At 44.1% G+C, this 14,101-nt stretch carries 11 protein-coding genes; all 11 read left to right on the forward strand.

Features of this window, described 5'->3' with window-relative positions; genetic code table 11:
- The first annotated feature begins 115 nt into the window (after window positions 1-115).
- The 11 genes from MHH60_RS01350 to MHH60_RS01400 all read left to right on the forward strand — a co-directional run bounded on the left by MHH60_RS01350 (window position 116) and on the right by MHH60_RS01400 (window position 13,894).
- On the forward strand, window positions 116-1,141 hold the full coding sequence (locus MHH60_RS01350; RefSeq protein ID WP_076133329.1) for a response regulator transcription factor: 1,026 nt from the start codon (window positions 116-118) through the stop codon (window positions 1,139-1,141).
- Complete coding sequence (locus tag MHH60_RS01355) at window positions 1,141-2,967, forward strand: cache domain-containing sensor histidine kinase (protein WP_076133327.1); 1,827 nt, start codon at window positions 1,141-1,143, stop codon at window positions 2,965-2,967. The genes MHH60_RS01350 and MHH60_RS01355 overlap by 1 nt, the downstream gene beginning before the upstream one ends.
- Before the next feature lie 208 nt (window positions 2,968-3,175).
- Window positions 3,176-4,738 (forward strand): extracellular solute-binding protein, encoded by a 1,563-nt coding sequence (locus MHH60_RS01360; RefSeq protein WP_076133324.1) that lies wholly within the window; start codon window positions 3,176-3,178, stop codon window positions 4,736-4,738.
- Between the two features lie 59 nt (window positions 4,739-4,797).
- On the forward strand, window positions 4,798-5,997 hold the full coding sequence (locus MHH60_RS01365; RefSeq protein WP_076133322.1) for a glucuronate isomerase: 1,200 nt from the start codon (window positions 4,798-4,800) through the stop codon (window positions 5,995-5,997).
- 16 nt (window positions 5,998-6,013) lie between these two features.
- Window positions 6,014-7,045, forward strand: a complete 1,032-nt coding sequence (locus tag MHH60_RS01370) for a glycoside hydrolase family protein (RefSeq protein ID WP_179088850.1) — start codon at window positions 6,014-6,016, stop codon at window positions 7,043-7,045.
- A gap of 47 nt (window positions 7,046-7,092) precedes the next feature.
- Window positions 7,093-8,259, forward strand: a complete 1,167-nt coding sequence (locus MHH60_RS01375) for a glycoside hydrolase family 88 protein (protein ID WP_076133320.1) — start codon at window positions 7,093-7,095, stop codon at window positions 8,257-8,259.
- A complete protein-coding gene (locus MHH60_RS01380) occupies window positions 8,253-10,055 on the forward strand; it encodes an alpha-L-fucosidase (RefSeq protein WP_076133317.1) in 1,803 nt (600 codons plus the stop codon). Before MHH60_RS01375 ends, MHH60_RS01380 begins: the two co-directional genes overlap by 7 nt.
- Before the next feature lie 239 nt (window positions 10,056-10,294).
- Window positions 10,295-11,038: a metal ABC transporter ATP-binding protein gene (locus MHH60_RS01385; RefSeq protein ID WP_305953768.1), complete on the forward strand. Its 744-nt coding sequence runs from the start codon at window positions 10,295-10,297 to the stop codon at window positions 11,036-11,038.
- Window positions 11,031-11,873 carry a metal ABC transporter permease gene (locus MHH60_RS01390; RefSeq protein ID WP_036677866.1) on the forward strand — a complete coding sequence of 281 codons (843 nt, stop codon included), beginning with the start codon at window positions 11,031-11,033 and terminating at the stop codon, window positions 11,871-11,873. Before MHH60_RS01385 ends, MHH60_RS01390 begins: the two co-directional genes overlap by 8 nt.
- On the forward strand, window positions 11,870-12,790 hold the full coding sequence (locus MHH60_RS01395; protein WP_076133313.1) for a metal ABC transporter substrate-binding protein: 921 nt from the start codon (window positions 11,870-11,872) through the stop codon (window positions 12,788-12,790). Before MHH60_RS01390 ends, MHH60_RS01395 begins: the two co-directional genes overlap by 4 nt.
- A gap of 213 nt (window positions 12,791-13,003) precedes the next feature.
- Window positions 13,004-13,894: a hypothetical protein gene (locus MHH60_RS01400; RefSeq protein WP_036677862.1), complete on the forward strand. Its 891-nt coding sequence runs from the start codon at window positions 13,004-13,006 to the stop codon at window positions 13,892-13,894.
- Window positions 13,895-14,101: the final 207 nt, after the last annotated feature.

The following is a 14,101-nucleotide window of genomic DNA, read 5'->3' on the forward strand; positions in this document are numbered from 1 at the left end:
GTAAGATATATTCCAAACTCAAAAATGGAAGCGTTGCCAATGATCGCAACTTCAAATCAATTTCATACCACAAGACAACTGATTCTGATTCCATTTCGGAAGGGATTTGATACAAGTGCGAGTATTGATTGTAGAAGATGAGCCTGTCATTCAAAAAGGATTGGTGAAGATGGTCCAGCGTTATCCGGTCTCATTCACCGCAATTTATACAGCCGACGACGGAGAAGCAGCTTTAGAAACCATCCAGAAGCTAGAACCGCATTTAGTGCTGACAGATTTACGCATGAAGCGGATGGATGGCCTTGATTTATGTGAACGAATTCACCGTGATTACAGTCATGTACAGGTGGCAGTCATTTCCGGATACAATGACTTTCAATATGCACAACGAGCAATGGCTTATGGCGTTAAGCGGTATTTACTGAAGCCGGTTCTCCAGCAGGATGTGCATGATATGCTGAGAGAACTGATATCAGGCATGACAGGCAGCATTATTCCTGTTCATAAATACGTGGATTGGGCCGAACAGCTGGAACAACACATCTGGCTGCTGCAACGTGATGAGACAAACCGTCTGCTTGATGAAAGAGAAACATCCGGTTTATTTGAAGGATTGAACGTCTTTAGCATGGATGCAGTGCTGAATGATTGTCTGCAAATGATCGTAGATCGCTTGGAACGCCGAGGCTGGAAGCCTCAGTCCCGGTGCTGCGGAGATGTGAAAGCCGCCAATACGAAAAAAGAAACGATGTTAGCATTTGTCGCGATAATAAACGGTATACTTGCGGAGCTGCAACTTACTCGCAAAGGCAACTATAAGGACCCGGTTGAAGAAGCAAAAGCTTTCATTGATAAACATTTGGCTGAGGATGTGTCGTTAGAAGAAGTAGCCAAACGGGTGGGACTTGCCCGCACCTACTTCAGCGCATTATTCAAAAAAATGACGGGGGAAACCTTCGTACACTATCGGATCCGGAGACGAATGGAGGAAGCGCGCAGACTTCTTGCCGTACCCACCATGACAATCAGTGACATCTCGATTCATGTAGGCTACGAGGATTATCCTCATTTTACGAAGACGTTTAAAAATCTCGTGGGTGTATCACCTTCGGAATACCGTGCTTCGTTCGGCATTGAATAATGAGAGCAACCCTCAGCCGGAAGCTGCTATTTTATTTTACCATTGTCATCTTACTTTCCCTCTCAGCGCTGGGGATTTCCTTCTACAGCATTTCTGCCAAGCAATTGCAGGCAAGCACTGAAAACCAAATGATTCAGATCGTAAATAATGCAGTTCATCATACCAATCTCTATATTTCATCCTATCAACGGTCGACCGTGGCGCTACTAACGGATTTGAGAGTTAAAAGATATATAGATCTATCAGCAGATCGTGAGGAATATGAAAATTACCGCTACACGACCGATATTCGCGACGCTATTGTTGAACCTGTATGGATTCGCAATCCCGAGATTGAAGCCTTATATATTATCGGGTATTCCGGGAATGCGCTTTATTATTATAATGGCGGTTCAGCGCCATCTTTTACACAGGAAGACACGGCTAGACAGATCCGGTATTTCAAAGAACATACAGATGTCAGTGGACAGTTAAATGTAATCAATTACAGTATTCGTGGGGATCAAACGCCGATGTTGACCTTAATCCGCAGCATCCGCGGTCTTCAGTCACCAGAGATGAAAGGATTTGTAGGCATCGAAGTCAAAGCGGAGGAGCTCTCTACGTTATGGAAAGGAATCGATCTTGGTCCCGAAAGCTATTTTTTTATTGTAGATGGCGAAGGCAGGATTCAATATCATAACGATCAAAACAAAGTAGGGACGTTGATTCCCGATAGTCTTGGCAAGCAAATTGAGCAAGCAGGAGAGGCGATGTTCCGCAGTTCGGCAGAGGGAGTGGAAAAATCTTATATCAGCCGTAATGCGGAATATTCCGGTTGGCATCTGGTTGTATCCATCCCAGACACTCAGCTGCAAAAGCCGCTAATTACCATCCGGAATTATATTATTGTTGTCGCGATTTTGACATTTATGATAGCGCTGTTTCTGGCAAGCCGATTTGGTAAGTCCGTTACTACACCCATCCGTATACTGATGAAAGGAATGAGCCAGACCGAAAAAGGAAATTGGGAATTAATCTCCCTTCCGAAAAGCCAGGATGAGGTCACTGGGCTTATCGTTCGTTACAATCTGATGGTAACCCGCCTGTCAGAGCTTGTGGACACCGTGTATCAATCAGAACTGAAGAACAAGGAAATGGAAGCCGAGCGGCAGAAGGCCGAATTCCAATCCTTACAGCTGCAGATCAACCCCCATTTTTTATACAATACGCTCGAAACGGTGGTCTGCTATGCAGTAATTCAGGATTCAGATGAAATATCAGAAATCGTCGGAGCCCTGTCCTACATGCTGCATTATTCGGTGCGCACCAATCTTGAAGAGATAACCGTGGCCAATGAGCTGAAGCATGTCATCCATTATATGGTCATTATCAATCACCGGATCGGAAGACCGTTTGAAATCGATGTGCAGATAAAGCCTGAAATGCTTCTGCGCAAAATGGTCCGTTTGACCTTACAGCCACTTGTGGAAAATGTGTTCCAGCACGCCTTTCGTTATGGTGTTGAAGATTATCACACAATTACGATTGATGCTGGAGAGGATGGCGATATCATCTGGGTCAGCATTACGGATAATGGCAGCGGGATGACCCCGGAGCGGCTTGAAGAACTTCGCCTCAAACTGAGTGAAAATCGACTCGCCGATGTGGAGGAAGGTAAAGGGAGCCCAGGCGGCATCGGTGTGCAAAATGTTCATCGCCGGATTCAACTTGTCTTCGGAGAAGAATTCGGCGTTAACGTAGAAAGCAGTCCAGAATGGGGAACACGAATGATCATGAGAATGCCGATTTCCGGAAGGAAGGAACATCAAGTGCTTAACGCATAGGTGCTACTCGCCGAAGAGAACGAGGATCAAAAGGCTGTCCTGAGGTCCGAGCCGCGGACTTTTGGGATGACCTTTTTTTATAACGACAACCGATCACAAAAAAACACATCCCACAATAATCCACCCCATGGGAGTGCTGATGATACAGCTTTATGATGGGTACAGGTAAACCAAATACCTTTTTATACTAATAAGGGGGATTATCCAGATGAAAAAATGGGTTAGTCTGATCCTATCCACGGCGCTTGTCTCAAGTCTCGTCACAGGATGCGGAAGCAATGAAACATCGGACGGTAACGTCGATGCAGCAGGCGAATCAAAACCGCTTAAATTTAGTATTTCGTTAAACACAAGCGGAAACGCTTACACGGAAAGTTCTAAAGATATTAATACTGATAAGTGGGTCAAGGAGTTGGAGAAACGGGCGAATGTCGATTTAGACATTAAGTTAATTCCTTTGAAGGACTTTGATTCCAAAATGGCGGTTATGTTTGCCGGCGGTGATATCCCGGATGTGGTTCAAAATGTCGGAGGGGCTACGGATAAATCGATGGCTGGGTCGGTTCAGGCTGGTGTTTTTATGCCGCTGGATGATCTGCTGAAGGAGAATGCGCCTAACCTGATGAAGGTTGTCCCCCAGGAAGCATGGGATGAAGTCAGCTACGACGGAAAAATATATGGCATTCCGACTTGGCTCAGCAATCCGTCTCGACGTGCTACCTTTATCCGAATTGATTTATTGGAGAAAACTGGCCTTCCGGTACCTGTAACGATTGAAGATTTCTTGAATGTGCTGCGCGCTTTTAAGAAACTCGGTGTGAGCGCTCCTTATCAGATGCGTGAGAACTTCAAGTATGCAGATATCGCATTTGGTGCATATGACGCGCTTGGCTATCAGTTTACAGAGGATAATGGAGAGATTGTACCCAAATTTTATAATTCCGAGAATATGGAAAAAGCACTGAACGTATACAAAACGATGTATGACGAAGGACTCATTCAAAAAGATTTTGCGACAATTCAGACGGCACAGTATGGTGAAAATATTGCTGCAGGCAATGCAGGGATCTGGACAGCTAATGCGCAGAATCTACTGGATTTCCGGACCCAGATCGCCGCGTCCAATCCGGAAGCGAAAGTGGATATTATCTCGTCGCCAACCGGTGACCATGGACAAAAAGGATACGGCTTGTATAGTTCGGTCAATACCTCACTGTATATCAACAATAAAGTCAGTAAAGAAAAGGCTGCCCGGATTGTCCAAATGTTTGAATGGATGCAAACCCCGGAAGCCAGTAATTTCTATAGCTTTGGGATTGAAGGCGAGAATTACACGGTAAAAGACGGAAAAGTTGATTATAAGCTGCCTGAGAACAAGGCAGCCCAAGATGAAGAGAAATTCCGCACACAGCTGCGCTGGGTAGGGGACGGAACAATCAACCGCGAACGAACTGAGCTGCTTTCGGGTGGTAAAGATGTTTTGAAAGCATTGGATGAAACTCTGAGTAAAGAAGGCTTAGGGGGCATCGGATTTGTACCTGATCTGGAGTCATTCAGCAAATTTCCTGATCTTGCCTCCAAACGTCCCGATCAGGCACCAAAACTGATCATAGACCATATGGTCAAAATGATTTATGGCAAAGAACCGATTAGCGATTTCCCAAAAGTCATCGAGGAATATAAGCAAAAGGGTGGCGAAGAAATCTTAAAAGAAGCAACAGAACGCTACAAAAATAATGAGGGAATCCTTAATCAGCAAAGCCGGAAATAGATAGATTCTCAGGAAGCCTCTTCATTCGAAGGGCTTCCTGCCAGTTAGGAGGGAGAACGATGGGTCAAACTGCTTTGTGTGATGAGATCATGCGTCTGCCTGTAATCGATACACATACCCATCTCGTCGGCGATAAGCTAAACGCGGCTGACTTCTGGGAAATAGCCGATTATTTCTGGTTGAACCAAGAGCTTCAGTCAGCAGGATATCCGGCGGATGCGGATCAACTTTCGAAAGAGAAACGGGCTGACTCTTTTGTTAGAGCTTACCACGCTTCCCGTAATACGATGATGAATCGTGCTTTTACAGCAATCATGAAAGATTTGTACGGGATCTCCATCACTGATTCAGAGTCGGTATTCAAAGCGGATATAACGGTTAAACAGAAAAGTAACGATGCCGGCTGGGCGCAAAACGTAGCTGACCGCCTGCATGTGCAGCGGTTTATTGTAAACCGTCCGGAGCATGCCAACTTTGCACACATGAGAGAAAATGCTCTACTGATTCCTCGAATTGACTCCTGGCTGCCTGAGCTGGCTAATAATATTGCAGATGCCTCTAATCCCAGCCGGGAAGGGGCTTATACTCAAGCGAAAAAGTTTATTAGCGAGCAGTTGTGGTCTTATCAGACGATAGGCTGTCCGGGAATCATGACTACGTTGCCAGCTTTTGAAGCCAAAGCTCATGATGTTTACAATCTTAGCAACGTAACTGGACGAGATGAAATCATGATGCTGCTCCTTCATCATATTTGTTCGGAACTGCAAGCAAGCGGAATGTTTTTGCAGCTGTTTCTCGGCGTTGAACGCAGATGGTGTAATACATCGGCTGCGCCAGTTAACGATCCGCTAAGGATTGTTAAATTGTACGGTTTGTTCGAACGGTATTCCATTCCATTTGAGCTGGTGGTGGCTTCGGAATTAAATAACCTGGATGTTGTGCAGGCTGCATGGAATTTCCCTAACGTTCATGTAGGCGGAATGTGGTGGTATAACTTCAGACCCAGTACCTATTTGCAGAGCATGCAGTATCGGTTGGAGGCACTCGCTCCGCTCAAGTGTTCGCTCATTGTCTCGGATGCGCGCTGTATCGAATGGACATATGGCAAGCTGCTGATCGTTAAAAAAATACTTGCGCGCTTTTTGGAAAGCCAAATAGCGGAAGGCTGGATCAGCCGGGAGGAGGCACTGAATATTGCTGCGGAATGGCTACATGGCAGTGCTGCTAAACGTTATGGACTAACAGATGTAAAGCAATAAGCCGTGGAGGGAGAAAATGACTTTTTCATTGATGGACCGAATGTTGCCTGCTCCTTTGAACGGAGGGTTCCGCATGGAGGATTGGTGGGTGTGGTGCGGATCAGCTGTGCGTGGCGAGGATGGGCGTTTTCATTTATTTGCATCCCGTTGGCCGAAGTGGTTGCCGATGCATCCGGGATGGTTACTCCGTTCAGAAATTGTCCGCGCATCTGCCGATAACGCGGAAGGACCCTATACGTACGAAGAAACCGTACTACCCGCAAGGGGAACGGAATACTGGGACGGACGAAGCACCCATAATCCGCATATCCTTCGTTATGGTGATAAGTATTTGTTATATTATATGGGCTCAACTCATCCATTCGCTGAGCCGCAGCCTAATGAAACAGTGGAACTTGACGACTATCGGGTGATTGCCGCTCGTGCCAACAAACGTGTTGGCCTAGCTATAGCCGACAGTGTATTCGGACCATGGACAAGGATGGACGCACCTATTCTGCCTACACGTCCGGGCAGGTTCGACAGCTTCCTCACATCCAATCCGTCTCCTTGTATCCGCGAAGATGGCTCCTTGCTATTGGTATATAAAGCCCGCAAATACGAGGGCAATTCCTATGGACAGATGACGCTTGGCATTGCCGGTTCATCTAAGGACGAAGGGCCATATAGAGTAATTAACAACGCACCTCTGTTTCCACCAGAGCGGTCCCATATTGAAGATCCATTTATCTGGCGGTCCGCGGATGGGTACCAAATGATCGCCAAGGATATGGATGGCCGGATATGTGGAGAAAAGCACGGTGGGATATTTGCATCATCTACGGATGGAACCTACTGGCAGTTGGCTGATTCAACGCAATCGTATTCCCGGCGGGTTCTCTGGGAGGACGGCACTGTGCAGTGGATGGGCAGCTTTGAACGTCCGTTCCTATTATTTCAGGAAGGGGTTCCTACCCATTTATTCGCTGCAGTAGCAGATGGACCGGGAGGGTTCCGAAATGCGAAGCACACTTGGAATATGGTCATTCCACTACGGACAACGTTTTAAGAAATTGAATTTCATAAATATCATCAGTGTTAACAGGAGGAACTAAAATGGGAGAAGTACTGCCAACTCAACAAACTCGCGAACTGCTGATTTCGGAGTCTACTCTGGAATGGGCGGATAGCGCATGGCAACAAATTGTAAATAAAGTGGAAAAGACTAGTAAGCGAATTGGTGTTAGTTTTCCGCATGCTTCCGTGAGCGGAGTATACGATAACATGCGTCCATCGTGGTGGACAGCAGGGTTCTGGCCGGGTATTTTGTGGCAGATTGCCGCAGAAGGTAATCATCCGGCACTGCAAGAAATCGCCGAGCAAATTGAAGAGGAATTGGATGAACCTCTTTATGCCCTTACCGTACATCATGATGCTGGTTTTATATGGACACTCTCAGCTTTGGCCAATTACCGAGTGACTGGTAATGAACGCTCCAAGCAGCGCGGGTTGATGGCTGCCGCTCAACTGGCCAGCCGCTTTAACCTGAAAGGGTCATTTATCAGAGCCTGGCATGACACGGAGAAGATAAACCGGGCGGGATGGTCCATCATTGATACTGTAATGAATCTGCCCTTATTATACTGGGCATCGGAAGTTACAGAGGATCCGCGATTCCGGCATATCGCCGCTGCGCATGCGGAAACGGTAGTGGAGCATTTTTTACGTCCGGATGGATCAAGTTATCATATTCTGCAGTTCAACCCGGAATCAGGAGAAAAAATCGGAGCTATGGCCGGTCAGGGTTACGCGGAAGAATCCGCTTGGGCACGGGGCAGCGCATGGATGATTTACGGCCTTGCTTTGTCTTACCACTATACCGGAGAGAACAAGTTTCTATCGGGAGCTAAAAGAGCTGCGCACTTCTTCTTGGCTAATCTTCCGGAGGATCATGTACCTCACTGGGACTTCAGGTCACCTGATGCAGGCGAAAATCCGCGTGATACCTCTGCTGGTGCATGTGCGGCATGTGGCTTGATCGAGCTGGCAAAGATCGTACCACAGGCGGAAGCCTCTTTTTACCTGCGAGCCGCAGAACAAATCGTTCGCTCACTTTATGAGAATTATGGGACTTGGGACATTCCGGAAGAGGAGGGCTTGATTCTTTCTGGAACATCCAATCTTCCAGGGGGTGTGCACATCGATACGCCACTGATCTATGGCGATTATTTCTTCGTCGAGGCTGTATCTAAACTCCGCGGAGCCGTTCTTCAGTTATGGTAAGGGACGAAAAAACAACAGAAAACCTTCTCGATGATCCATATAGTATACAGTCGGTCGATACTCCGATAGATAACGAGCAGGCTCGGCGTATGGAATGGTGGCAGGAAGCCAGGCTCGGCTTGTTTATTCACTGGGGCCCTTATGCCCTGCCTGCGGGTGAATGGAAGGGAAAAGAAATACAAGCTTCTTATAGTGAGCATATTATGCTACGCGCGAAGATCCCAGTTGCTGAATATGAGGAAATGGCCGCGGCGTTCAATCCATCAGCTTTTGATGCAATGAAGTGGGTGCGGACTGCCAAGCGTGCTGGTCTAAAATATATCATCTTTACAGCTAAACATCACGACGGCTTCGCGATGTATGACTCGAGTGTATCCGAATATTCGATCGTTAAGCACACCTCATTGGGCCGTGATCCCCTTCGGGAACTAATGGAGGCATGTCGTGCGGAAGAAATGGTATTCGGAATTTACTACTCCCATGCGATGGATTGGCATGATCCAGACTCTCAAGGGAATACCTGGGATTATCCACTGAATATCGGCGCTTATGATGACGTTCAAACGTGGATAAATGATACCGATAAAAGCACCCGCTTTGAACGATATTTGCACTGCAAATCAATCCCTCAAGTCCGTGAACTGCTGACGGACTACGGAAAAGTTGGTTTAATGTGGTTTGATTGCGGAGGTAAACTGACCCGTGAGCAAGGAGAAGCGTTTTTGGCGGCGGTTCATGCACTTCAGCCAGATTGTTTGATCAATAGCAGAGTATGGAAAGCACCACTTGGAGATTATTCAAATACATCTGATAATCAACTTACGACTCGTAACCTTGGTAAGTACTGGGAGAATATTATTACGTTAAATGACTCATGGGGGTATAAGAGGTCCGATCACCACTGGAAATCCCCTGTAACTATCATCCGCCAGATCATCGATGTGGTTAGCAAAAATGGGAATCTGGTTATCAATATCGGTCCAACAGCAACAGGGGAATGGGATCCGGTATCCGAATCGATTTTGCTTGAAGTAGGAGATTGGTTAAATACCAATGGGGATAGCATTTACGGTGCTGGAGAATCGCCCACAGCCAAACCGTCTTGGGGCAGATGCACTCTGAAAGGAAATACATTATATCTACATGTTTTCGATCTTAAGAAGGGAAATAAGCTAATCGTCCCCGGTCTGAAGACCGCTGTTCAAAAGGTATTTGCTTTAGATGGAGGGGAGGAGCTGATTTTCACAAAGCTATCTGAGCAGGATCTGGAAGTCGAACTCCCCAGTTTACCGAACTTTGCCGAAAATTCTAATAACATGCCGCTGGTCATTGCAATTGTCTGTGCAGAACCTGTAGAAGGTAATCCAGTCCGATTATTGGACTTTGGAGAAGATACCTTACTAGAATTAGGGGTATTTGAAAGTGAGATCTTTGGTCCAACCCTTCGTTACGATACAGGAAAAAAAGACCATGATAATCTGTTGGACTGGAAGGATAGAGAGGATACCGCAGTTTGGCATGTCCGGACATTAGTTCCGGTAAGATTTCAGGTTAGTATCGAATATCGCAGCGAAGAAGGAGAGAATGGCGGTGGAGGAGTCTACCTCATCAAGGCTGCGGATCAAATTTTGCAAGCGAAAGTTATTTCTACCGACGGGGTTAGCAATTTTCAAAGCTTTCAAGTAGGTGAGCTGTATTTCCCCACGGCAGGAGAATATATGATTGGATTGCAGGCAGAGCATATTTCTGGGGGATATCTGATGCAGCCTAGATGCTTAAAACTACTGCAACTATGAGATTTTTATATTGAAATAATGAAAAAGAACTCAAATCACTTGGGTTCTTTTTTTTTGTTGATTGAAGGAATGTTGTTGACATATTGCCCTCGGGTAAATATATTGTATATAAGAATAAAAGTTTACCTAGGGAAACAAATTGGACCAAAGGAATCATTGTTTCTATTAGGAAATAAATTAACCAGGTGAACAGAACAGTGCTACATATGAACTTAACAGAGATAAGGAGTTTTTTTATGATTGAAATCAGAAACCTAAACGTAGATTATTTCGGTAATTCTGCACTAGAAAATGTAAATATTGATATTCCCTTTGGTTATTCAATCGGAATTATCGGACCAAATGGTGCCGGGAAATCTACATTTATTAAGTCATTGTTAGAGGTGATAAAGAAGAGAACAGGATCAGTTATGGTGGAGGGAAAAGATATTTCAGAGTACAAACGGAAGATCGCATATGTGCCGCAAAAGAATGACATTGATCTTTCTTTTCCAATCACGGTAAGGGATACAGTGCTGACTGGAACTTACCCAAATTTGCGAATCTTCCAGCGTCCCGGAAAAACAGAGCGGCAAAGAGTCGAGGAATGTATGGCGATGGTGGATATAAGTGATCTTGCGAATAAACAAATTAGCAATCTGTCCGGGGGACAACTCCAAAGAGTTTTTATCGCCAGGGCGCTTGCACAACAAGCAAATGTATTTTTTTTAGATGAACCTTTTGTAGGCATAGATTTAGTCAGTGAGAAAATCATTGTAAAGCTGTTAAAACAACTTCGCGAAGAAGGAAAAACCATACTCATCGTTCATCACGATTTGCATGAGGTCGAAGAATATTTTGACAAAGTCATCATTCTCAATAAGAAATTAATTGCTTTTGGTGATGTTAAAGACACCTTTACGCCAGAGAATATCCTCAGCGCCTATGGTGCCTCCTTAGGTAATCTGGTGATCAAAGGGATGGGGGCGACAGATCATGATTGATTATTTCTCAGGGGTATTAAATATTCCGATATATGCACTTAACGCGGGATTATCTGCTATCATTCTTGGAATTGTATCAGGGGTTTTAGGAAGCTTTATTGTACTTAGAAAGATGTCATTAATGGGAGATGCGTTATCACATGCGGTGTTACCCGGGGTGGCTTTATCTTATATCTTAGGAATCAACATTCTTCTTGGAGCTTCACTATTTGGACTATTAGCAGCAGTTCTCATTCAATTTATTACAAGTCGCAGCAATATTAAAAGTGACACCTCTATCGGCATTATTCTTAGCTCATTTTTTGCGCTAGGTATCGTCCTAATTACTTTTGCCAAAAGCGGGCTTGACCTAACTCACATTCTGTTTGGTAATATTCTTGCCGTCCCACAGTCGGAGTTAATGCAATCCTTTATTATTATGATTGTTGTTATTGCCATCATTTCATTGCTGTATAAAGAGCTTTTAATGAGTTCATTTGATCCGGTTGTTTCCAAAGCCTATGGGTTAAAAACAGGGTTCTATCATTATTTATTGATGATGCTCCTATCTGTGGTTACCGTATCTTCGTTATCTCAAGTAGGAATTGTGCTTGTGATTGCAATGCTGGTTATTCCGGCTGCTACATCCTATCTCTGGACGAATAAGCTGTTCCACATGATTATCCTGGCTTCTACAATCGGTGCTGTATCCGGAATTATAGGTGTAATTGTAAGCTTTAAATTCAATTTACCTACAAGTGCTACGATTGTTCTGGTCGGCGTAAGCATGTTCGGAATTTCATTTATAATCTCACCCAAAAATAATTTTTTCAGGAAAGGGTTGAAACAAGGATGAAGACCATAAAAATACTCTCTTTGACAATGTTTATCGTACTTCTTACTGCATGCTCAAAGGTTAGTGAAGGAGAAGCAGACCATGATAAGCTGCAAATTGTTGCAACATACTCCATTATCGCTGATATGACCGAAAACATTGTAGGGGAGAAAGCTGAAGTTTACAGTATGGTACCCATCGGAACAGATCCGCATATGTACGATCCATTACCCAAGGATACTAGTAAGGTTTCTAGCGCAGATTTAGTGTTTTATAACGGTTTGAACCTAGAAACAGGTAAGGGGTGGTTTCAAGATCTTCTAGATGTGACTAATAAAAAGGATGTTGCTTTTGCAGTCTCAGATGAAGTATCTCCAATGTATCTAACAGAAAAAGGAAAAGAGACTCAGGTAGATCCTCATGCCTGGCTGGATATTCAGAATTCAATAAAATATGTAGATATCATCACAAAACGTGTAATCGAAAAAGATCCCGACAACAAAGAATTTTATCTTAATAATCAATCGGAATATGTTAAGAAACTGAATGAATTAGATCAATATGCAAAAGAAGCAGTCGAAAAAATTCCACAAGAGAAACGTATCCTTGTTACCAGCGAAGGAGCATTCAAATATTTTTCTAAAGCTTACGGATTCAAATCAGCTTTTATCTGGGAGATCAATACGGATAGTCAAGGGACGCCAGAACAAATGAAAAACATAATTAAGATCATTGATGAAAATCAAGTGCCTGCATTATTTCTGGAAACTAGCGTAAATCCAAAAACAATGGAAACTATCGCAAATGAAACGGGAGTACCGATACATTCTAAGATTTTCACCGATTCTTTAGCTAAGAAAGGCGAAGAGGGCGACACATACATTAAGATGATCAAATGGAATATTGATAAAGTTATAGAAGGTTTATCTCAATCCTAAATGCCTGGCTCCAAGCTTATATCAACCGACAGAAGGTTCAGTTTACAGCTGATTCCTATGTCGGTTTTTTATTGAATAAAATCTACATTCGAGCCTCGAGATATTACGTTTACGCCTTGGGATAACCTGCTACAGGAAATATCTTCTTGTCTACTTTTCAAAAAAATCTTGGTAAGGTAGAGGCTAACACTTAATAAGAGGTGAAGAGTTGTCATGATTAAGAAACACTGTTTGTTCTGTGATGAGATTGTTTCCATTGAACCAGAAGGCGATAATGATAGATATATAGGCTGTTCTTGTTCACCAGGCGGGTTTTATAGTCTACGTAGAGACAGCTACGAACCCATTAATTCGCTCCCGCATCAAAAGAAACGCGACATGCTGCATGTAGTATCGGCTTACATACGTGAGCTGACTGATTGTGATGAAAAGATCACTATATCTGCTGATGATTTAGAGTCCATTGTAAACTCACCCAAAATACCTGTGAGCATTGAAGATAAAGGAAACCGTCTACTGCAATATTTATATAGACATTCTGAGGGCCCGGGGGAAGCGGTTGTCATTCAACCCCTCTCAAGCAGCTATAACTTGACGTATTCTCCCAATCTGCAAGAGCTGGTATACATCATAGACAAGTTGATAAGTGATCAGCTTTTGATCAGGGAAGGCATGACCTTTAAGCTTACTGAAACCGGCTGGAATGAAGCTGCGGAAAGCGCTGGAGGGAAGAAACTAAAACCTTGCCTCGTGCTCGTGTCGGATGAAGAGAATTTGTCTACAACATGGCTGGAGAAGTTATTACCCAAAATAGAGCAGTGTGGTTTCCTGCCGCGATTATTAACACATACGAAAACTCAGAACGGTGAAAAATACGAGTTGGATCAAATCGCAGAAAGCAAACTGATTATCGCAGATTTAACGGGGCAATCCCCAGAGGTGTATTTTTCGGCGGGATATGCACTTGGTTTAAACATACCCGTATTATGGACCGTAAACAGTATTGAGGCGGATAAACTTTTTGTACAGCTTAAGGATATTCGTCCTATCGTGTGGGATTCAGCAGAAGAACTAGCAATTATACTGCAGCAGAAGTTGAGTTAACCCGCATATTTCTTGCCCATAACTCGTCAAACGAAGCTGAAATTCAAACAGGTGTCTTCTTAAATGAGGACGCCTGTTTCGTTTGGTACTGTAAGAACACTATCAAATTTTCTTAGGAAGTGATATTGTAACCGATATAAAAAAATGAGCAAATGTATGTAAATGTATGCTTCAGTTAATATTAGCTCATATTCATACTCTGGATAA

Origin of the sequence: Paenibacillus sp. FSL H7-0716 (genome assembly GCF_038002705.1) — a bacterium.
GTDB classification, from domain to species: domain Bacteria; phylum Bacillota; class Bacilli; order Paenibacillales; family Paenibacillaceae; genus Paenibacillus_AQ; species Paenibacillus_AQ odorifer.

What these genes read in the sequence shown, in the direction of transcription:
- MHH60_RS01355 (WP_076133327.1), top strand. Translation starts at nt 1,141, where the DNA reads ATGAGAGCAACCCTCAGCCGGAAGCTGCTATTTTATTTTACCATTGTC.
- MHH60_RS01360 (WP_076133324.1), top strand. Translation starts at nt 3,176, where the DNA reads ATGAAAAAATGGGTTAGTCTGATCCTATCCACGGCGCTTGTCTCAAGT.
- MHH60_RS01365 (WP_076133322.1), top strand. Translation starts at nt 4,798, where the DNA reads ATGGGTCAAACTGCTTTGTGTGATGAGATCATGCGTCTGCCTGTAATC.
- MHH60_RS01370 (WP_179088850.1), top strand. Translation starts at nt 6,014, where the DNA reads ATGACTTTTTCATTGATGGACCGAATGTTGCCTGCTCCTTTGAACGGA.
- MHH60_RS01375 (WP_076133320.1), top strand. Translation starts at nt 7,093, where the DNA reads ATGGGAGAAGTACTGCCAACTCAACAAACTCGCGAACTGCTGATTTCG.
- MHH60_RS01380 (WP_076133317.1), top strand. Translation starts at nt 8,253, where the DNA reads ATGGTAAGGGACGAAAAAACAACAGAAAACCTTCTCGATGATCCATAT.
- MHH60_RS01390 (WP_036677866.1), top strand. Translation starts at nt 11,031, where the DNA reads ATGATTGATTATTTCTCAGGGGTATTAAATATTCCGATATATGCACTT.
- MHH60_RS01395 (WP_076133313.1), top strand. Translation starts at nt 11,870, where the DNA reads ATGAAGACCATAAAAATACTCTCTTTGACAATGTTTATCGTACTTCTT.
- MHH60_RS01400 (WP_036677862.1), top strand. Translation starts at nt 13,004, where the DNA reads ATGATTAAGAAACACTGTTTGTTCTGTGATGAGATTGTTTCCATTGAA.